Here is a 22,004-nt window from a genome sequence, read left to right on the forward strand (position 1 = left end):
ATAAAATATGTAAAAAAAAAGAAAGTAGAACAAATCTACTTTCTTTGATTTTAATAACCAGGTTTACCTAATAATTTGAACATATTTTTCTTATAAACTTCAACACCAGGTTGGTTGAATGGGTTTACTCCTAAGAAGTAAACTGACATTGCACATGACATTTCGAAGAAATAAACCATGTAACCAAATCCATAAGCATCCATTTTATCTAATGAAATAATGATGTTTGGTACATTACCAGTATTAACATGAGCATCGATTGTACCTTCACAAGCTCTTTTGTTAACATAATCAACTGATTTTCCGGCTAAGTAATTTAAACCATCTAAATCATCTGGATCACTTGGAATAATCATATCATTTTGTGGATTTTTAACTTCGAAGATTGTTTCATATAAAACTTTAGAACCTTCTTGGATAAATTGTCCTAATGAATGTAAATCTGTAGAGAATACAGCACTATGAGGTAAGATACCTTTATTTTCTTTACCTTCAGATTCACCGTATAATTGTTTCCACCATTCAGCAACGTTATTTAATTGTAATTCATAAGTTACAAACATTTCTGCTGAATATCCAGCTTTATTTAATAATTGTCTTGCTACACCATAACGATAAGCATCATTTGTTTCGATGTTTGCATCGTTATATTTAACCATTGCATCTTTAGCACCTTTTAACATTTCATCAATATCGATACCAGCCATAGCGATAGGGAATAAACCTACAGCAGTTAATACTGAATAACGTCCACCGATATCATCAGGTACAACGAATGTTACATAACCTTCATCAGTAGCTAATTTTTTAAGAGCACCTTTTTCTCTATCAGTAGTAGCTACGATTCTTTCACGAGCTCCTTCTTTACCATATTTCTTTTCACACATTTCTTTGAAGATTCTGAAAGAAATAGATGTTTCAGTTGTTGTTCCTGATTTAGAAATAACATTGATAGCGAAATCTTTGTCTTCAATATATTTAGCAACTTGATGAATATAATTTGAAGAGAAAGTATTTCCTACATAGATGATTTCAACTTTATCATCTGAATATAAACCATTGATTGCTTCAATAGCAGCACGTGCTCCTAAATAAGATCCCCCGATACCGCATACTAATAATACGTCTACTTTTTCTCTTAATTTAGCAGCAGTTTCTTTCATTAATTGAACTTCTTCTTTGTCATAGTTTTCTGGTAATTCAACCCAACCAAGGAAATCGTTACCAGCACCTGTTTTGTTTCGAATCATATCATGAATTTCTGCTACTTTTTCTTTGTATGATCCTAAATCTTCAGCTAATTTTGCTTTTGATAAATCTAATGTGATCATTTAGTTTTCCTCCATTACACCTTGTTTTAACCATTCTTCCATTGCTTGAGCTAAAGGTAAAAAACCTTTAGGTGTTTCTACAATTGGTTTTCGTGGATTTTTATAGACGAGTTTCTTGTCTTTTCTTCGAAAACGATTGTCAACAGCTTTCAAGCTTAATTTGGCGTGATTGCTAGAATGATCAAAATCAATGACTTTTACTTTAACAATATCATTAATATGCACATAACTGGCAATACTTTTAACAAACTTATCTGATATTTCTGAAATATGAATTAATCCAGTTGAATTGTCAGGCAAGAGTGCAAAAGCGCCATAAGGTTGAATACCGGTTATTTTAACATCAATGATATCCCCTCGTTTGATGAGTTTTGTCATTTGATTTCACTCCTTGCGGCACTATTATAGCACAATTTAAGCATATGTGTTGTATTTAATAAGGAAAAAATATAAAATATGGTAGGATTTATATGATATACTTAATAAGTAAAAAAGGAGTTTGCAAAAATGGAAAATATTGAAGAACAAATAAAAAATGTCATTCATAAATTAAGACCTTATCTACAAAGAGATGGTGGAGATATTGAATATGTTGATTTTAAAGATGGGATTGTTTATGTAAGAATGCTAGGAGCATGTGCTGGATGTACCATGATTGATGAAACATTAAAAGATGGTGTTGAACAAATTTTAATGGAAGAAGTACCTGGTGTTTTAGAAGTTCAAAATATTTCTAGTACATTATAGTACAAATGTCTTGCATTTATAGAGAGTTTGTAATATTATGTTTTAGTCGTTGAATTCATCATAAATTTCAATTTATGAAACACACTTATTTTAGGTGATTAAATTGAATGATCGAAAAGTACAACAAATCAAAATCGCTCACATTTTGAAAGAAATTGGTTTGGAAGATGAACTCATAGAGAAAATGACATCGTTAAAAAAAGAAGAATATCAATAAAATAAAAAGGACTCTTATTAAGAACCATGAGATGAAGATCGATGAAGTGGTGGCAACCCTATATGTTAGAAGGTGCCTTTACTGAGCAAGTTTATTCTTGAACAATAAGAGAAAGCTTCCTAACGGCTTTCTCTTTAGGAAGCTTTTTTATTTGTTATTTAAGGAGGAAGAAAATGAAAGAAAGAATTTTATTTACGTCAGAATCTGTATCAGAAGGACACCCTGATAAAGTATGTGATCAAATCAGTGATGCCATCTTAGATGAATGTTTTAAACAAGATCCTAACTCACGTGTTGCGTGTGAATGTTTTGCGACAACAAATTTAGTTGTCATTGGTGGAGAAATTACTACAAATGCGAAAGTGGATTATAAAGCTGTGGCAAGAAATGTTTTAAAAGAAATTGGCTATGATGATGAAGCTAAAGGAATGGATTATAGAACTTGTAAAGTTGAAGTTGTCATGGATAGTCAATCAAGTGATATTGCTCTTGGAACAAATGAAGAAGTTGGTGGAGCAGGAGATCAAGGTATTATGTTTGGTTATGCGACAAAAGAAACAGAAGGGTATATGCCTCTTGCTATTTCAATTGCGCATCATTTAGTTCGTTACGCTTCAACTTTAAGACATGATGGGACTTTTAAATGGGCTAGACCTGACATGAAAGCACAAGTGACAATTGATTATACAGATGAAAAACCAGTAATTGATACTATTTTAATGTCCATTCAACATGATGATGATTTTGATGAAGCAGAATTTAAAAAATTCGTTAAAGAAAACATTATGGATGCCGTTGTTAAAAAATATGATATGAATACAGATTATCGTGTTTTAATCAATCCTACAGGACGTTTTGTTATTGGTGGTCCTCATGGAGATACAGGTCTTACTGGAAGAAAGATCATTGTTGATACATATGGTGGATATGCACGTCATGGAGGAGGAGCTTTCTCTGGAAAAGATCCAACAAAAGTAGACCGCTCTGCTGCTTATATGGCACGTTATATTGCTAAAAACGTTGTTGCAGCCAATATGTGTGATGAACTTGAAATCCAATTATCTTATGCAATTGGTGTAAAAGAACCAACATCTATTTATATTGATACAAAAGGAACTGAAAAAGTACCTCATGATGTGATTCTTGAAGCAATTAAACAAGAATTTGATTTAACACCAGCAGGAATTATTCATACCTTAAATTTAAGAACACCAATTTATAAAAAGACAGCTTCTTATGGACACTTTGGTAGACCTGAAGCAAATTTACCTTGGGAACAATTAGATAAGGTGGAAAATTTAAAAAAATATATGTAGAAAAAGGCTCATGAATTGAGCTTTTTTTGTTATGTGTATTTTTTAAACAGGATAAAAAAGCATATTAAAGTAGGAATTTAGAAAAGTTTATAGTATAATATAGTTATCAAAAAGGAGGAATTAATTATGAAAATTACATTAAGAGGAAAGAACATTGAAATTACTGAAGCAATTGAAGAAAAAGTCAGTGAAAAATTATCAAAATTAGACAAATACTTCATTGTAAGTGAAAATGTTGAAGCCAAAGTACTTGTAAGAACTTATCCTTACGGACAAAAAATTGAAGTGACAATTCCTACTGAATATGTACTTTTAAGAGCAGAAGTTGTGGATCAAGATTTATACAATGCAATTGACTTAGTTATCGATAAATTAGAAGGTCAAATTAGAAAGTATAAAACTAGATTAAACAGAAAATCTAAAGATAATAAACTTGCATTCAATTTAGCATCAATTGAACCTTTAGAAGATGAAGAAGAAGACGTATTAGTAAAAACAAAAACAATTACTCCAAAACCAATGGATATGGAAGAAGCAATTATGCAAATGGAATTAATTGGACATTCATTCTTCGTATATCGTGATACTGAAACAGATGCTATTAGTATTGTATACCGTCGTAATGATGGAGATTACGGTCTTATCGAAACTGAATAGGTATGATGTAAAAACACTAACCAACTATAATAGGTTAGTGTTTTTTGAGACAAATTTGAAACAAATTTGAGACAAAATAGCTTAAAAAATGATGTATAATAATAGTGTAAAAAAATAGTCCAGAAAAACTGGGCTATTTTTTATATAGATCACCTTGATAAATATCAAGTTCTTTCATTTTTTTATCAATATCATTTAAAATAGTTACCTTTTTAATGGACCATAAAGGAGCGATTAAATCATCAATTTTACCATCACCAGTCAATCTTTCGATAACGATTTCAGGTTTAATATAACGAAGTTGTTCTACTACGATATCAATATATTCTTGACGAGAGAGCATGTTAAATTCATGATTTTCATGCATTTGTTGAAGTTTTGTATTTTTAACAACGAATAACATATGTATTTTAAGTGCTTGAATATCTAATTGACCTAAGGTTTTAGCTGTTTCAATCATCATTTCTTTTGTTTCAAAAGGAAGACCATTGATGATATGGACACATACTTCAAGGTTATATTTTCTACATAATGCTAAACCGTCCAAGAATTCTTGAAAAGTATGACCACGATTAATAAGTTTACTTGTTTGTTCATGGATCGTTTGTAAACCTAGTTCAATATAGACATCTTTTTGTTTATTGATGGTACTTAAATATTGAACGATTTCTTCATTTAAACAATCAGGTCTTGTAGCAAGGGCAATTCCCTTAACATCTTCTTTGTTTAAAAAAGGGGCAATCATTTTTTTTATTTTATCTAATGGACCATAGGTATTTGTATTGGCTTGAAAATAAGCAATATAAGCACATTCAGGCCATTTTCTTTTCATGACTTGAGAGATTGTTTGAAATTGTTTTTCTAAATGATCATGAACATTTCCAGCATAATCTCCAGATCCTGATGAACTACAGAAAATACAACCACCATAGCCTTTTGTTCCATCACGATTAGGACAGGTAAAATCAGCATTTAGTGCAACTTTAGCGACTTTTTGATGGTATTTGTTTTTTAAATAATAGTTATAAGTATGATAACGTTTGTTATCTAAAGAGTATTTAAATTGATTCATTTTATCACCGAAGCAATTATAACATAAGGAGTAAGAAAATGGGATTAGAGTTAAAGAATGTCACAAAAAAATTTAAAACAATTGAAGGAGAAAGAGTTATTTTTGAAAATTTGAATATTCATTTTCCTGATTATGGTTTGATTGCTATTACAGGGGAAAGTGGATGTGGAAAATCAACACTTTTACAATTAATAGCAGGATTGGATCAAGACTATGAGGGAAAGATTCTTTTTAATCAAGTAAAAATAGAAGATATTAAAGATTATCGACAACTTGTTATTAGTTTTGTTTATCAAAATTATCAGTTAATTGATTATTTGAGTGTTAAAGATAACTGTTTATTTTATTGTCACTTAAAAGGAATAAAGGTTGTAGAAAAACAGTTACAAGAATTATTAGAAATCTTTGAATTAAATGAACTAGTAAATCAAAAGGTAAAGAATTTATCAGGTGGGCAAAAACAACGCGTGGCCCTTATTCGTGCTTTATTATGTTCAAGTCCTATTATTTTATGTGATGAACCGACAGGAGCTTTAGATGAAATAAATCGTCAAAAAGTTTATCGTTTTTTTAAAAAAGCGAGTCAAAGACGCCTTATTCTTATTGTTTCTCATGATCAAAAAATTTCAAAATATACACCTTGTCATTTGAATTTTGAATGTTTAAAACATCATTATGATTGGAACCATCAATTATATTCACGTTATGAAATAAGAAAAACAAAATGTGGATTATTGTTTAAAGAAATGATCCAAATGATTTTAAAAGATAAAAAGAAATGGGTGATGATGTTTGTTTCACAAATTTATATGGTACTAGCAATGACGCTCATTATTACTGGTTTAGAAGGATTTAATGGCTATTATCAAAAACAATATAATCAAGCAATGAATAATAATTTAGTTATGATTCAAAAGAAAAATCAAGAACCCTTTAAAGAAAAAGAAATAACAAAACTGAAAGGAAAATATCAATATCATTTAGATATAGGAAAGATTGAAGGCCTTAAAAACTTTCAATCTTTTTCAATTAACAAAAAAACAAAGCAAAATGAAGTTTATGTCAATCACGCTTTAATTACCAAAATAAAACAAAATAAACTTATTTATAAACTTAATCATCATCAATATACATTAAAAATCAAAGGAGTGATTCAAGATGATTATCAAGAACCTGTTCTTTATTATCATTCATTATCCAATGAAATAGTCCTTCAATGCATTGATGTTTCAACGTGTATTGTCTATGTTAAAAATCATAAATATATGAAAGATTATTTAACGCATTTATCAGTTCAATATCAAGGTATAGCACCTATTTATGAAGAATATGAAAGTTATTTTAAAGTTATTGATCTTTTTAAAAAGATTAGTTTTGTTTTTATTTTTTTAAGTTTTATGATTGCAATCGTTTTAATGGGATATATGGTTTTATCGATGTTTTATGAAAATCAAAAAATATATGCCATCATGCTTGCTAATGGTTATCAAAATAATCATTTAGCATTTTTTATTTTAAAAAAAATAAGCTTAATGATGATTTCAATTGGAATAGTTTCTTGTTTGGTTTCTAGTGGAGTTTTAAAAATCATTTCATTTTTTGATATTTCTAAAAAGATATGGGGCATAAACCATTTGTTTGTTTTACCAAGAGAGTTTCAATGGTCATTTATGTTATATTTCTTTTATCTTTTGGGATATATCGTGCAAGGAATTTTATTAAGTCTATTTATAGTTTTAAAGATGAAAAAAATAAAAATGTATGAGTGTTTAAGGGAGGAATAGGATGTTAGAAATTAAGAATGTAACGAAGTCTTTTGATCGACCTTTATTCAAGGAGATGTCTATGACATTTCAAGAAACAGGGATGTATGTCATTGTTGGTAAAAGCGGTAGTGGCAAATCGACACTTTTAAATATTTTAGGAGGTTTGGATAATGAGTATCAAGGTGTGATTGAAATTGATGGGCAAGATATTCGACAAATACCACATTATATTAGAAAATACATTGGTTTTATTTTTCAACAGTTTTATTTAATAGAAGAAATGAATGTTAAAGAAAATGTAAATCTCATTTCGTATTTTAAAAGAATAATGATTTTTAAAAAAGAATATTATTTAGAACGTTTAAAAATAAAAGACTTACAACGTTATAAAACAGCAATTTTATCTGGAGGTCAAAAACAACGAGTCGCTATTTATCGAGGATTTATTGCTAAGCATCCCATTATTTTATGTGATGAACCAACAGGTGCTTTAGATGCAAAAAATAGTGAAGAAATTTTTAAAATATTAAAACAACTGTCTAAAGAAAAATTAGTGATTGTTATTAGTCATGATGAAATACTTGCTAAAAAATACCATGATTATCTCTATGAAATAAAAGATTATCAATTAAAATTAATTCATCAAAATCCAATAACGCAAAGAAAAAAACAAGAAGAAAAAACAAGTAAAAGATCTTTTTTACAATTTATATTGAAAGAATTGAAAATGACGTGGAAGAGTTCTTTTGTTGTTGTACAAGTTTTATTTTTAGCACTTTTAAGTATTTTATTGACCCTTTCATTGACTCAATCAACACAAAAACAAATTCATCAGCAATTAGAACAAATTATTCCTTCAACAACCATTATGTTAAAAAAGAAAAATAATCAAATGATCAAGATGGATGATTTGAAACAAATTCAACATCCAGCAATTCAATACCGTTTTTTACAAAATGATCAGGTGGATTTTTTAGGAATCTCTTTTTCTAAAAAATATCAAACGAAAAAAACACTTTATATTTCTGATTATATTCAGCAACCACAAAAGAAAATTCAAGGAAGAAAGATAAAAAATGCTCAAGAAATCATTTTATCTAAGTCTACTTATGAACAACTTTTATATTTATCGCATCAGAAGAATTTAATAAATAAAGATGTATATTTGTTTTTTGAATATCAAAATAGAATTTGTTTTTATAAAGTTAAAATTGTAGGGATTGAAAATAAAAAGACTTTAATGGAGACCGTTTATTTTAATGAATATGCAATGAGTCAAATGTTAAAAGAACTTTATCAAATAGAAGTAGGGCAAACCGCTTTTTTACAAGTGAAAGATAAAAATATTTTAAAAGATTTAAAAAATAAATATCCTTTATATCAATTTAAACTTGCAAATAGTTCATTATCTTCAAGCATCGATGAAAAATTTCAACAAATTGAATGGATCCTTTATTGTTTTAGTTCTTTAGCAGTTGTAACAGCTTGCTTTTTATTAGGTGTTGTTTTATATTTGATGGTCATTAAAAGAAAAAAATATTTTGCTATTTTACAAACATTGGGGGCTTCATTATGGCAGATGATAACTCTTGTTTTGTGTCAAGGTCTAGGTATTTCCTGCACAGCATTTATAGAAGCAATGATTGTTTTAAAAAAGTTATTTATTTTTGCTAATCAGTTGATTCAAAAAAGTATTTCAGATTTGATGGATGAATTTTTTGTTATACAAAATAATGTGCTTTTAGGTGTTTTTATAGGAGTACTTATTTTAACATTATTATGTTGTTTGATCCCAATTAAAAAAGTAAAACAGATAGAAATTATAGAAGCTTTAAAGAGTTAGGGAGTTTTTTATTGCATAAAGTATGTGATGTGGTATAATAGAAAAGCAAAATCAATGAATAGGAGTACTAGCAAATCCCCTATATTTAGAGAGTCAGTGGGTGGTGCAAACTGATTATAGTATTTGTGAACTCGCCTATGAGATGTATTTTTGAATAAAGTAAAAAATATCGTAGAACTGCGTTAAAGTTTTGAGGTGCTAGAATTTTATTCTAGAACTAAGGTGGTATCGCGTTGAAATTGGCGTCCTTAGATAAGGATGCTTTTTTATATTTAAGGAGGAAAAATTATGCCGTTCGATCACACAAAAATAGAGCCAAAATGGCAAAAATATTGGGACGAAAACAAAACATTTAAAACAGATTGTTATGATGATTCAAAACCTAAATATTATTGTATGGATATGTTCCCATATCCATCTGGAAATGGTTTACATGTAGGACATCCTGAAGGATATACTGCAACAGATATCGTATCAAGAATGAAAAGAATGCAAGGATATAATGTATTACATCCAATGGGATTTGATTCATTTGGATTACCTGCTGAACAATTTGCAATTCAAACAGGTCATCATCCTGCAGAATTTACAAAGAAAAATATTGATGTTTTTAGAAAACAAATTAAATCATTAGGATTTTCTTATGATTGGGATCGTGAAATTGCAACAAGTGATCCTGAATATTATAAATGGACACAATGGATCTTTACAAAATTATATGATCAAGGATTAGCTTATATTGATGAAATTCCAGTTAACTGGTGTCCAGAATTAAAAGCCGTTCTTGCAAATGAAGAAGTTATTGATGGTAAGAGTGAACGTGGAGGGTATCCTGTTATTCGTAAACCAATGCGTCAATGGGTTTTAAAAATCACTGAATATGCAGAAAGATTATTGGCTGATTTAGATGACTTAGATTGGCCAGAAGCTACAAAACAAATGCAACGTAACTGGATTGGTAAATCTATTGGGGCAAATGTTGATTTCAAAATTGATGGAACAAATAAAGTATTTACAGTTTTTACAACACGTTGTGATACATTATTTGGGGCAACATACTGTGTTATGGCACCAGAACATCCATATGTTGAAGAAATTACAACCGAAGCACAAAAAGCAGATGTTGAATCTTATAAAGAAAGTTGTGCTAGTAAATCTGACTTAGAAAGAACAGAACTTAATAAAGATAAAACAGGTGTCTTTACTGGAGCTTATGCAATCAATCCAGTAAATGGTAAAAAAATCCCAATTTGGATTTCTGATTATGTACTTGCAAGTTATGGTACAGGAGCTATCATGGCTGTTCCAGCACATGATGATCGTGACTATGAATTTGCTAAAAAATTCGGTATTGAAATCATTCCAGTATTAGAAGGTGGAAATATCGAAGAAGAAGCTTATACAGAAGATGGTGTTCATATTAACTCTGAATGGCTAAATGGTCTTGGAAAACAAGAAGCTATTGATAAAATGGTAGATTGGTTACAAGAACATCATTGTGGACAAAAGAAAGTATCTTATAAATTAAGAGATTGGTTATTCTCAAGACAACGTTATTGGGGTGAACCAATTCCTATCGTTCATATGGAAGATGGAACAATGCGTACAGTTCCAGTAGAAGAACTTCCATTAGAATTACCAGCAACTAAAAACTTCCAACCTCATGATAGTGGTGAATCGCCACTTGCTAATTGTGAAGATTGGTTAGAAGTAGAAATTGATGGACAAAAAGGACGTCGTGAAACAAATACAATGCCTCAATGGGCTGGGTCATGTTGGTATTATATTCGTTATATTGATCCACATAATAGTGAACAAATTTGTGATCCAAAATTATTAGATAAATGGTTACCAGTTGATTTATATGTAGGTGGAGCAGAACATGCGGTATTACACTTATTATATTCTCGTTTCTGGCATAAAGTTCTTTATGATTGTGGTGTTGTTAAATGTAAAGAACCATGGCAACGTTTAGTACACCAAGGTATGATTTTAGGAGATAACAACGAAAAAATGTCTAAATCAAGAGGTAACGTTGTTAACCCTGATGATATCGTTGCTAGTCATGGTGCAGATTCACTTCGTTTATACGAAATGTTCATGGGACCACTTGAAGCATCACTTCCTTGGTCAACAAATGGATTAGATGGTTCTCGTAAATGGTTAGACCGTGTTTATCGTTTAATGATTGAAACTGGTAAATTATCTGATGAAAATGATCATAGTTTAGATCGTGTATATCATCAAACAGTTAAAAAAGTTACTGATGATTTTGAAAAATTAGGTTTCAATACAGCTATTTCACAAATGATGATTTTCATTAATGAATGTTATAAAGCTGAACATGTTTATAAAGAATATGCTGAAAACTTTATTAAAATGCTTTCATGTATTGCACCTCATATTTGTGAAGAAATGTGGCAACAATTAGGACACAATGATTCAATTGCTTATGAACCATGGCCAACATATGATGAAAAAATGTTAGTTAGTGATACTGTTCAAATGGGTATCCAAGTTAATGGTAAATTAAGAGCTAAAATTGAAGTTGCTAAAGATGCAGATGATGAAACTGTTAAAGAATTAGCATTCCAACAAGAAAACGTTAAAGCACATACTGACAGTAAAGATATCGTTAAAGTAATTGTGGTTAAAAATAAAATTGTAAACATTGTCGTTAAATAAAATATTACAAATATTTAAGTAGAGATACGTCTCAAAAACCTTGAAAAATCAAGTTTTTTGAAAAAGTGTCTCTACTTTTTTGTGAATATATGTATTTTTTGGGTGACAAATAAAATAAAATCTTTATGAGAATGTCATGAAATAATGGTTAAAGCTAGGAAATTGTTAAATTTTTATTGATTAAACTAACAATAGGTAGTAATATAACTAACATAAGGAAGCGGATAGATATGGAGAGGAAAGAAGAAATTATTCAGGCGACACTTATGTTAGCGTCTAAAAATGGAATAGACAATGTTTCAATGTCACAAATAGCGACGCAATTAGGGATAAAGAAACCATCATTGTATAATCATTTCCGTTCGAAGGATGAAATTGTAAAGGCAATGTATGATTATTTAAGAACACAAGCAAAAGAAAAACTAAAAATAACGGATCTTGATTATGGAAAACTTGTCAAAGATAAAAGTCTAGAAGAAGTTTTAAAATTAATGGTTCATAATTATTGTAAGATGAGTACACAAAGTGAAATGTTTTCGTTTTATAAAATCATTTATTCCACACGCACTACAAATGTTGTGGCTGCTCAAATTATGTGTGAGGAAACAGAAAAAATGATTTTAGCAACAAAAAATCTTTTTTATGCATTACAAGTTCATCAAAAAATATTTGTAAAAGACATTGATCAGGCAGCTATCTCTTTTACAATGACAATACATTCTTTGATTGATTATCAATTAGATAGGAAAAGTGCAGGAAATAAATTTAACGAGGATATATTAGATAATTATATTTGTTGGTTTAGTAAGGAATTTGGTGGTAAAGATGAAAAGAACATTGATTAATTATTTAGGAATTTTGGGGATTATATCTTTGATTTCTTACACGCTGGCGGTTGTCAAAACCAACAACAAAGAACAACGTATCATGAAAGATACAGATCATAAGCTAAGTCGTGAAATTGTAAATACAGCAAAAGCACATGATATCTCAGTAATCAAATTAGAGCGACTACAAAACATCCGCTCAACGACAAGAACAAGTCGAAAAAACAATCATAGCCTGCATACATGGTCGTTCTATAGACTAGCTACATTTGTAGAATACAAAGCAAAACTGGCAGGCATAAAAGTTGAGTATGTAGATCCAGTATATACAAGTCAGATCTGTCCGATAAGTGGAAGAATCCAACATGCAAAAGATAGAAATTATATATGCAGATGTGGATATCAAACACACAGGGATTTGCTAGGAGCTATAAATATATACAACTCAACTGAGTATATTGGTAACAGATATACTGCCTAGAGAACTATAGGTTCTGCTCTAGGAAGGGTAATGGCATACCCCTATCTTGCACTGCGACCTATCAGAAATGAACTGGTCAGCCAACAATGTTGGCAGGTAGCAAGAATCTCCTGTCTTTAGACATGGGGAGTGTCAAAAGGGAAATACGTTTTATTGGCTGAAGATAATGATTTGAATGCAGAAATAGCGATAACGATTTTAGAAGATATGGGATTAATAGTTGAACGTGTTGAAGATGGGATTTAATGTGTGGCTAAAATGGAACAAATGCCTGCTAAAGGCTATGATTTGATTTTAATGGATGTTCAAATGCCTCATATGGATGGTTATAAGGCAACGGAAACAATTAGAGAATTATCTGATGAAGGAAAGGCTCATATTCCAATTGTTGCTTTAACTGCTAATGCTTTTGAAGAAGATAGAAAAATGGCAATTTCAAAAGGAATGAATGATCATATTGCTAAACCAATTGATGTAAAAAAGGTTGAGGAAGTTATTATTTCTGTTTTAAAATAATATTTTCAATAAAAAGAAAAAGGATGTTATTTATTATAAATCACATATTCTTCTCTTTTTTAGATATATTCATTGAATTTTTATGCTTCTTTTTTTAAAATAAAACCATATTGAGGGAAAAAACATGCAAAATAGTAAAATAACAATGAAAGAACTTTTATATAAAATGGCTTGTTATCAAGAACTATATCCAAATGTACATCTTTTTGAAAAAACAGATTTAAATCAAATGAACTCTAATTGTTTAAGCAGTACAATAGAAGCATTTCGTTTAAAAAAAGATTGTACAAAATTAGAATATTGTAAAGATAAACTTTATCATGTCATTTCTAAATACTATGTTGTAGATCAAAAAGAATATGTAATGGAAATTATTTGTTGTTTAGACGAACAACTAGAGTTATCGCGACAAGAAAATAGCAATCTTATTTTAAAGTATTTGGGTAAACACGATGATTTTTATTTAGATGTATTAACAGGTGCTTATAATAGACGTTTTTATGAAGAAAAAATAAAACATCAAACAACTCCTGCAGGAATTGTTATGCTCGATGTGGATGATTTTAAGATTTATAATGATACATTTGGTCATGATTTCGGAGATAGGGTTCTTAAAATGATTGTTGAACATATTAAGAATTCACTTAGAAATCAAGATAAACTTATTCGCTATGGTGGAGATGAATTCATTATTTATTTGCCAAATATTGAAATAGAAGATCTTTATTTAATTATGCAAAATATTTTAGAAAATATTCATCATGCAACAATCAGAAGGTATGAAAGTGTTCAATTTTCTTTGAGTGCAGGGATTACAATGTATCAAACAGGGACAATTGAAGAAGCAGTTTCTTTGGCAGATCATTTATTATACCATGCTAAAAGAAAAAAGAATTGCATATTTACAGAATTAGATCATCAGTATTATTCTGATAGAAATGATACTAAACAAACAATTCTTATTGTTGATGATTCTGAGTTAAATCGTGCAATTCTTTATGAAATATTAAAAGATGATTTTTATTTATTGGAAGCTACAAATGGGCAAGAATGTATTGACTATATTAAGCAATATGGTTCGGGAATTTCTTTGATTTTATTAGATATTATTATGCCTGAAATTGATGGCTTTGATGTTTTACAATGGATGGAACAAGAAAAATGGTTAGATGATATACCTGTTATTTTAATTTCAAGTGAAGATTCAGCAAATGTCATTAATAAAGGTTTTGCGATGGGAGCATCTGATTACATTAAAAGACCTTTTGATTATCGAATTGTTTATCGACGTGTTTATAATATAATTAAACTCTACGCTAAACAAAAAAGATTAATGGATTTATTAAAAAAACAAGTAGAAAAGAACTAAGAGTTATTAATGATTTTATCGTATTGAATTTGGAAAATATATTTGATTTTAAGAAGATGATATAACATTTGTGAAAATAATAGAATAGTTAAAAAAGTTGATAACCAACAGAAAAGCCAAAAGTTGATTTCCTGAGTTATTTGTTGCTCAAGAAATCCTCAAGGTTTTTTAATTAATTGAATTATAGCGATACTATAATTCTTTTTTTATTAAAATCTTTGTTTACCTTTGTTTAAATATGGTAAAATATTTTAAAGAAAAGATGGTGAACGATATGAAAAGAAAAGCAATTTATAAACTCTCTTTTAAAGCATATTTAAAAGCAATGATGATTTTTATTGTTTTTATAATGATTTGTTCTATTTCGTTTTTCTTTTATATAAAAAAAGATATAGAAAATGAATCTGTTAATAAAGTGGTTGCTAATACAGAAAAACAAACTGAAAGTTTAAAACAGTATATAGATATTCAATATTGATATCTTGAAGGTGTTGGTAATCATATAAGCCAGCAAGATTTATTTTGCGAAGATAATATAAATTTAATTCATTCCATTAAAGAATATACAAAATTAGAAAATGTTGGAATTATTGATAAAAATGGAGAAAGTCATTATGATAATGGTGCCGTAAAGAATGTAAGTCAACGTGAATATTTTCAAGAAGCACTAAAGGGAAATAGAGTCTTAAGCGCTCCACTTGAAAGTGTTATTGCAGGGGAGGCACGTGTTATTATAGCGGTACCTATTTATGATCAACAAAAAGAAATTGTAGGAGTTATAGGTGGTAGCTATGATATTGGGAATCTAAATAAAATTGTTTTTAGAGGTATTTATGATGGAAAAGGATCGGCCTTTCTTGTTTCTAAAGAAGGGCAGTTGATTACTTATAATAATGCTGTTAAAAATAAAGATTTTTTAGCTTCTGAAAGTATTTTTAGTTATTTTGCTGAATACAATGTTTTATCTCCGGATGATCTTCAAAGTTTAAAACAAAAATGGATTAAACAAGAAAATGGTTATATGACTTTAAATTATAATAATAAAACATCTTATATGGCTTATTATCCATTAAAAATCAATGATTGGATCATGTGTTATAACATTGATGCAGATGTAGCACAGGAATCTTATACATTTATCATTTATGCTGAATATTTGCTTTTTACTTTATTTGTTTTTGCGTTAGTGATTTTGTTATTTACAATTTATAAAGTAAACAATAAACATCAAAAAAGATTATTAGAATTTGTACGTATCGATGCATTAACAGGTATAAAAAATAAGGAAACATTGCAAAATGAAATTAGTACATATTTAAAAAATGATTCTTCTCAACAATTAGGGGCACTTTTTATGATCGATGTTGATAATTTTAAAACAGTAAATGATTTAAATGGCCATGTTATTGGTGATGAAGTTTTAAAAAACTTTGGCTCAATTTTAAAAGAATCTTTTACAATAGAGGATATTGTAGGGCGTGCAGGTGGTGATGAATTTATTGTTTTTGTTAAAGATATTCAAGAGCATGGAAATGCGATAAATAAAGCCCAAGAAATATGTCAAAAGATAAGAAATATTGAAATTGACAATTTTAAAGGAACAATTTCTTGTAGTATTGGGATTGCCTTTTATCCTGAACATGGAACAACATTTAAAGACTTGTATAATTTAGCTGATCAGGCTTTGTATCAAACAAAGAATCAAGGTAGAAATGGTTATACATGTTATACAAAATAATAAATTATAGATAAAAACTATCAAATTGATAATTTTTATCTATTTTTATTTATATAAATAGAAATGTATACTGTAGAACTAAGGGAGAGAAGAAAATGAAAAAATCTTATGTATATTTATTGACAACATTTATGTTATGGGGAAGTTTGTATGTTGTCAGTCAATTTGTTTTAGGAAAGATTCCTACGTTTACAGTAGCAATGTTTCGTTATTTAATTGCTTTTATAGCACTAAGTTTAATCTCATTAAAAAGTGAGAAAGAAAAAATTGAAAAAAGTGATTATAAATATTTTTTTATTATGGGATTTATTGGTTATTTTGTTTCTGTTGATTGCCAACTTTTAGGAACGAAGATTGCCGGTGGATCAATGGCTTCACTTATTAATTCATTAAATCCAGTGATTATTAGTGTGATGGCCATGATTATTTTAAATGAAAAATTAGAAATGAATAAAATTGCAGGAATTATTTTATCATTGTTTGGTGTTTATATGATTATTGGGACAGGAGCTAATATTCAATTTTTAGGTGTGCTTATTTCTTTTATTGCAGTTATTGGTTGGGCGTTTATGTCCGTTATTTCAAGAAAGATTTCTAATAAATACGGTGCATTAACACTTACAAAAGTATCAATGTTGATTGCAACAGTTTGTAATATTCCAGTTTCCTTTTTAGAAGTACAAGTGACACACCCTCTTATTCAAGTAGATTTAGGTGCTGTTTTAGGACTTGTTTATATGGGAGTTGTTTGTACGGCATTTACGAATATTTTATGGAATAAAAGTTTATCATTATTACCTGCTAATACTTGTAGTGCTTTTTATCCAATTCAAACATTAACTTCTTCATTTTTAGGAGTTGTTGTTTTTCATGAAGTTTTGACAACTTCATTTGTATTGGGATCAGCTTTTATTATCGTTGGTGTTTTAATTAGCTTATTATTTAAAAAACGTACTCGAAAAGAAAAAGAAGTCCTAGTATAATCATATTAGGTGATGACAATGAATTTATATCAATTACGTTATTTTACGACATTAGCACAAGAAGAACATTATACAAAAGCAGCTTTAAAATTACATATTACTCAACCGAGTTTAACGCATGCCATTCATTTATTGGAAGATGAACTAGATGTTGCGTTGTTTGAAAAAAAGGGAAGAAATGTTGTTCTAACAAAGTATGGAAAACTATTTTTAAAAGAAATCGAGCCAATTCTTAATCGTTTAGATGATTCTATAGAAAATATTAAACAAATTTCAAAAGGAAAAGAAACTTTAAATATTGGTTTTGTAAGAAGATTAGGGATGAGCTATATTCCCCAACTAATTTCTTCTTTTCAAAATGAAAATGTGACCTTTCAATGCCATAGTGGTTTTTCTTATGATCTTATTCATGATTTAAAGAAAAATGATTTAGATATTGTTTTTTGTTCCTATGTAGATGATCAAGATATATTTTTTAAACCTGTTGTAACACAAGAGTTTTATGTAATCGTCAGTCTTAATCATCCACTTGCTAAAAATGATGAAATTGATTTAAAACAAATAGAAGATCTACCTTTTATTACTTTTACTAAAAATAGTGGAATTCGTCCAATGATCGATCATCTTTTAGAAAAGTCAAAAATACATCCTCATATATCAATGGAATTAGAGGAAGATGAAGTCGTTGGTGGTTTTGTAGGTCATGATTTAGGGGTAGCGATTGTTCCTGATATGGCAGTTTATGATTTGTTGCCAATCAAAAAAATAAAAATTAAAGATATAGATGAAAAACAAACATTTTATATGGCTTATTTAAAGAATACGCAAAAATCTAAAGCATTTCTTGAATTTATTGAGCATGTAAATTGTGATGTATTGTAGAAAAACAAGTCTTTTTTCTAAAATGGAAAGAGACTTTTTTAATTGATTAAAAATGATACACTACCATTTGTAGTGGAGAAAGTCGTATGGAATATAAACTAATAGCTTTTGATATGGAAGGAACATTATTAAATTCTAATAAACAAATTTCAAAGAAAACTCAAGAAGCAATTGCTAGAGCGGTTGCGTATAATAAAATTGTGATTTTAAATACAGGAAGAAACTCTGCAGAGCTTGAAGCTTTAAAGGTAGCAGGACTTGCGGTTGTGATGGATAATGCGATTGATGAAATTAAACAATATGGTGATGTTATTGTAAGTGATTGTGATCATGATGGGTGCGTTGAAGCAATTGAAAAATATTTATTAAAAGAGTAACGGAAGTTACTTTTTTTATGCTAGGATAAAAACAAAGGAAGTGTTTAAAATGTTTAAAAAACAAAATAACATGACGGTCATGGATTTTACAGGAATTTATGAAAATGAAAAGTTTTATAAACATAAAAATATTAGATGGCTTGATTTACATGAATTACAAGGTGTTTATGGTTATTGTAGTCAAGAAGCAAGAAGAACAATAGAAGCTAAAATAAGTAATCTATCTCCTGAAGGCATACATTTTATAGATTCTGGTAATTTTCATTATGTTAGTGAGTTTTGGATAGAAAAAATGAAACATGATTTTATTTTAGTTGTTTTTGATCATCATAGTGATATGATGCAACCGATGTTTGATGATATTTTAAGTTGTGGATCTTGGATTTTAAATAGTTTAGAAAATAATAAATATTTAAAAAAAGTGATTTTAATAGGTATTGATGAAAAACAGGTTTCATTGATTAAACGTCAAGATCAGGTTCTCTATTTAACAGATGATGATTTAGAAAATAGAGAAGTGTGGAAAAAAGTTGATGATTTATTACGTCAATATCCTTTATATATTTCAATTGATAAAGATGTTTTGAGTCAAAATGTTATTCAAACAGATTGGGATCAAGGTTCTATGCAACTCATGGAATTTAAAATATTACTCGCTTATTTATTTAAAAACAGTCAAACAATTGGAATTGATATTTGTGGAGAATGTGCTAATGAAGTAGGACAATTAAATGAAATTAAAGAAGATGATGCTTTTAATGAAAAAATACTTTCATTTTTAAAAAAAGAAGAGGATTAAGTAAAAAAAACTTAATCCTCTTTTAAAGTATTATGAAACATATTTAAAAGTAATTCTACAAAGATTACAACAATCGATTGTAAATCAACAATTGATTGTTTAGATAAAGTATATCCTGGAAGAATAAGTGTATTTTCAATCAATAATTTAGGCTTTGGATTTAAAGTAATCATATACGTATTTTTAGAGGCGTTTGTAAGGTCAAAAAAACGAGAAACATTATTTTGATTACCTTCAATAGAAAAATAAATCAAGAGATCATCTTCGTGAATTGTATTATAAAGATGACTTGCTTGCATATAATCATAAGCAAAATAAGTATTAATACCTAAATCTTGTAATCCTAAAACTAAATGTTTTGCTGGTAAAGATGAATAATGAACACCAATGACATAGATGTTTTTGGTGTTTTTTATTTGTTTAATAAGTTGGTTGAGCTTATTTTGATCAATGTTATTGAATTGACGAATGACTGATAAATATTTAGATGTTAATTCATCAAATAGATTTTCAGAATTTACTTCAACATGTTCTTGATGCAAATAATGAAGCATGTCAAAACGAAAATCTTTATAACCTTTATAACCTAAAACTTGACAAAATCTTAAAATTCCAGAAGTTGAAACCTGACATAGTTCAGCAATTTTAGTAATCGTCGCTGTTTCAATAGCTGTAGGGTTTTGAACAATATAATCGTAAACTTTACGTTCTGTTTTAGAAAAATCATTTTTATGTAAGTGGATGGTTTCCATTAAGTTCATAGTCTCACCTCATGTTTATTTTATATAAAAATGATAAAATTGTCAAAATAATATGTAACTATTGACAAAAGAGAATAATAAGATTATGATTTGTTTGTAAAAATTGTCAAAACAAAATGTAAAAAGTAACAAGGAGACTATTATGAAACAATTACCAGAAGGATTTTTATGGGGTGGCGCAACTGCTGATTTCCAATATGAAGGAGGATTCAATGAAGGAGGAAGAGGACTTTTATCACATGACTTTGAAACAGATGGGTCAATGGAAAACCCAAGACATCATACAATGGAAATGAATGATGGTAGTATTATTAAACCAAGAAGTTCATTTTTTTATGCAGATCCTGTTCCACAAGAAGCAAAACCAGTGTTTTTAGATGATGAATATTATCCAAGTCATCAAGCTGTTGATTTTTATCATCGTTATAAAGAAGATATTGCACTTATGGCTGAAATGGGATTTAATGTTTTTCGTTTTAGTATTTGTTGGAGTCGTATTTATCCTTTAGGAGATGAAGAAACACCTAATGAAGAAGGATTGAAATTCTATGATGATGTAATTTCAGAATTAGAAAAATATCATATTCAACCATTGATTACAATTTGTCATGATGAAATGCCAATGCATTTAGCTTTAAAGTATGGGGGATGGTCTAATCGTTTTGTGATTGATTGTTATGTTAAATACTGCAAGACTTTATTTGAAAGATATGGTAAACGTTGTAAGTATTGGCTTACTTTTAATGAAATCAATGCTGTAAGAGGATTTGGGCCATGTGGAACAAGAGAAAGTGATGGAAAAGTGAGATATCAAGCAGATCATCATATGTTTGTTGCTAGTGCTAAAGCTGTTATTTTAGGACATCAAATGATGCCAGGTAGCATGTTTGGAACAATGTATGCAATGAGTGAACTTTATCCAGCAACGTGTAAACCAGAAGATATGTTTAAACGTCTTCAAGCAAGAAGAGAAAACTGGTATTTTATTGATACGATGGCAAGAGGTTATTATCATCCTTATGCTAAAAGTGTGTGGAAACATCATGGTTTTGATTCATTAGAAATCACAGAAGAAGATAAAGAAATTTTAAAAGAAGGACAATTAGACTTTGTTTCATTTTCTTATTATCGTTCAAATACAGTAAAAAAAGATGATCCATGGTTTAATGTTGGAGGTTCTTCAAATCCTTATTTAGAAAATACACCTTGGGGATGGCCTGTTGATCCACTTGGGCTTAGACATTGTATGAATGAAATTTATGATCGTATTCAAAAACCAATTTTTATCGTAGAAAATGGTATGGGAGCTATTGATCAAGCAGATGAAAATGGATATGTTGAAGATGATTATCGTATTGATTACTTACAAAAACATTTATCAGCTATGGCTGATGCGATTAATGAAGATGGTGTTGAATGTTTAGGATATACGATGTGGGCACCAATTGATCTTGTTTCTTTATCAACTGGAGAAATGAAAAAACGTTATGGATTTATTTATGTTGATATGGATGATAAAGGAAATGGAACTTTAAAACGTACAAAGAAAAAATCATTTAATTGGATGAAACATATTATTGAAACAAATGGGAAAGCCCTTGATGAAAAGCTCTAGCAATCAGCTAGAGTTCTTTTCA

General features: G+C 29.0%; 21 protein-coding genes, 1 riboswitch and 1 other annotated feature. Of the genes, 17 read left to right on the top strand and 4 right to left on the bottom strand.

Annotated features, from left to right (window positions below; translation table 11 throughout):
- Positions 1-50 precede the first annotated feature (50 nt).
- Entirely contained in the window at positions 51-1,331 is a 1,281-nt protein-coding gene (locus Fi14EGH31_RS05660; RefSeq protein WP_022001227.1) for a glucose-6-phosphate isomerase, read from the bottom strand.
- Positions 1,332-1,709 carry a S1 RNA-binding domain-containing protein gene (locus tag Fi14EGH31_RS05665; protein WP_022001228.1) on the bottom strand — a complete coding sequence of 126 codons (378 nt, stop codon included), beginning with the start codon at positions 1,707-1,709 and terminating at the stop codon, positions 1,332-1,334.
- Between the two features lie 129 nt (positions 1,710-1,838).
- Between Fi14EGH31_RS05665 and Fi14EGH31_RS05670 the strand changes: the two genes are divergently transcribed.
- The 3 genes from Fi14EGH31_RS05670 (at position 1,839) to hpf (ending at position 4,268) form a co-directional block, all read left to right on the top strand.
- Entirely contained in the window at positions 1,839-2,078 is a 240-nt protein-coding gene (locus tag Fi14EGH31_RS05670; protein ID WP_117482020.1) for a NifU family protein, read from the top strand.
- Positions 2,079-2,306: 228 nt separating this feature from the next.
- Positions 2,307-2,406, top strand: a riboswitch (SAM riboswitch).
- Positions 2,407-2,468: 62 nt separating this feature from the next.
- The gene (metK, locus tag Fi14EGH31_RS05675; RefSeq protein ID WP_117788494.1) at positions 2,469-3,611 is read left to right on the top strand and encodes a methionine adenosyltransferase; all 1,143 of its coding nucleotides are present in this window, start codon (positions 2,469-2,471) and stop codon (positions 3,609-3,611) included.
- 126 nt (positions 3,612-3,737) lie between these two features.
- The gene (gene hpf, locus Fi14EGH31_RS05680; RefSeq protein WP_022001231.1) at positions 3,738-4,268 is read left to right on the top strand and encodes a ribosome hibernation-promoting factor, HPF/YfiA family; all 531 of its coding nucleotides are present in this window, start codon (positions 3,738-3,740) and stop codon (positions 4,266-4,268) included.
- A gap of 133 nt (positions 4,269-4,401) precedes the next feature.
- On the opposite strand, the gene Fi14EGH31_RS05685 is transcribed toward hpf, so the two are convergent.
- Positions 4,402-5,340 carry a TIGR01212 family radical SAM protein gene (locus Fi14EGH31_RS05685; protein ID WP_118473717.1) on the bottom strand — a complete coding sequence of 313 codons (939 nt, stop codon included), beginning with the start codon at positions 5,338-5,340 and terminating at the stop codon, positions 4,402-4,404.
- Between the two features lie 38 nt (positions 5,341-5,378).
- On the opposite strand from Fi14EGH31_RS05685, the gene Fi14EGH31_RS05690 reads away from it, so the two are divergent.
- From Fi14EGH31_RS05690 to Fi14EGH31_RS05750, 13 genes are all read left to right on the top strand, one after another.
- The gene (locus tag Fi14EGH31_RS05690) at positions 5,379-7,124 is read left to right on the top strand and encodes an ABC transporter ATP-binding protein/permease (protein WP_200765227.1); all 1,746 of its coding nucleotides are present in this window, start codon (positions 5,379-5,381) and stop codon (positions 7,122-7,124) included.
- A 1-nt stretch (position 7,125) separates the two neighbouring features.
- Positions 7,126-8,949, top strand: coding sequence for an ABC transporter ATP-binding protein/permease (locus Fi14EGH31_RS05695; RefSeq protein ID WP_200765228.1), 1,824 nt, complete (start codon positions 7,126-7,128; stop codon positions 8,947-8,949).
- 45 nt (positions 8,950-8,994) lie between these two features.
- Positions 8,995-9,202, top strand: a binding site (T-box leader).
- 35 nt (positions 9,203-9,237) lie between these two features.
- Positions 9,238-11,634 (top strand): leucine--tRNA ligase, encoded by a 2,397-nt coding sequence (leuS, locus tag Fi14EGH31_RS05700; RefSeq protein WP_022001235.1) that lies wholly within the window; start codon positions 9,238-9,240, stop codon positions 11,632-11,634.
- A gap of 230 nt (positions 11,635-11,864) precedes the next feature.
- Entirely contained in the window at positions 11,865-12,479 is a 615-nt protein-coding gene (locus tag Fi14EGH31_RS05705) for a TetR/AcrR family transcriptional regulator (protein ID WP_022001236.1), read from the top strand.
- Positions 12,460-12,942 (top strand): RNA-guided endonuclease TnpB family protein, encoded by a 483-nt coding sequence (locus Fi14EGH31_RS05710; RefSeq protein WP_107030644.1) that lies wholly within the window; start codon positions 12,460-12,462, stop codon positions 12,940-12,942. The genes Fi14EGH31_RS05705 and Fi14EGH31_RS05710 overlap by 20 nt, the downstream gene beginning before the upstream one ends.
- Positions 12,943-13,200: 258 nt before the next feature.
- Entirely contained in the window at positions 13,201-13,458 is a 258-nt protein-coding gene (locus Fi14EGH31_RS05715) for a response regulator (RefSeq protein WP_230308049.1), read from the top strand.
- Positions 13,459-13,582: 124 nt separating this feature from the next.
- Entirely contained in the window at positions 13,583-14,827 is a 1,245-nt protein-coding gene (locus tag Fi14EGH31_RS05720; RefSeq protein WP_107030643.1) for a diguanylate cyclase, read from the top strand.
- A 274-nt stretch (positions 14,828-15,101) separates the two neighbouring features.
- Complete coding sequence (locus tag Fi14EGH31_RS05725) at positions 15,102-15,305, top strand: hypothetical protein (protein WP_200765230.1); 204 nt, start codon at positions 15,102-15,104, stop codon at positions 15,303-15,305.
- Between the two features lie 66 nt (positions 15,306-15,371).
- Entirely contained in the window at positions 15,372-16,565 is a 1,194-nt protein-coding gene (locus Fi14EGH31_RS05730) for a sensor domain-containing diguanylate cyclase (RefSeq protein WP_267905659.1), read from the top strand.
- 95 nt (positions 16,566-16,660) lie between these two features.
- Positions 16,661-17,548, top strand: coding sequence for a DMT family transporter (locus Fi14EGH31_RS05735; protein WP_200765232.1), 888 nt, complete (start codon positions 16,661-16,663; stop codon positions 17,546-17,548).
- A gap of 18 nt (positions 17,549-17,566) precedes the next feature.
- Entirely contained in the window at positions 17,567-18,430 is an 864-nt protein-coding gene (locus tag Fi14EGH31_RS05740) for a LysR family transcriptional regulator (RefSeq protein ID WP_022000820.1), read from the top strand.
- Between the two features lie 86 nt (positions 18,431-18,516).
- A complete protein-coding gene (locus Fi14EGH31_RS05745) occupies positions 18,517-18,807 on the top strand; it encodes an HAD family hydrolase (protein WP_118573496.1) in 291 nt (96 codons plus the stop codon).
- Positions 18,808-18,856: 49 nt separating this feature from the next.
- Positions 18,857-19,606 carry an arginase family protein gene (locus Fi14EGH31_RS05750; protein WP_227408604.1) on the top strand — a complete coding sequence of 250 codons (750 nt, stop codon included), beginning with the start codon at positions 18,857-18,859 and terminating at the stop codon, positions 19,604-19,606.
- Between the two features lie 11 nt (positions 19,607-19,617).
- Here the strand turns inward: Fi14EGH31_RS05750 and Fi14EGH31_RS05755 are convergent, their stop codons facing one another.
- On the bottom strand, positions 19,618-20,367 hold the full coding sequence (locus tag Fi14EGH31_RS05755; protein WP_117782304.1) for a MurR/RpiR family transcriptional regulator: 750 nt from the start codon (positions 20,365-20,367) through the stop codon (positions 19,618-19,620).
- Between the two features lie 142 nt (positions 20,368-20,509).
- Between Fi14EGH31_RS05755 and Fi14EGH31_RS05760 the strand changes: the two genes are divergently transcribed.
- Positions 20,510-21,982, top strand: a complete 1,473-nt coding sequence (locus Fi14EGH31_RS05760; RefSeq protein WP_195946639.1) for a glycoside hydrolase family 1 protein — start codon at positions 20,510-20,512, stop codon at positions 21,980-21,982.
- Positions 21,983-22,004: the final 22 nt, after the last annotated feature.

The organism is Faecalibacillus intestinalis, assembly GCF_015097455.1.
GTDB classification, from domain to species: domain Bacteria; phylum Bacillota_I; class Bacilli_A; order Erysipelotrichales; family Coprobacillaceae; genus Faecalibacillus; species Faecalibacillus intestinalis.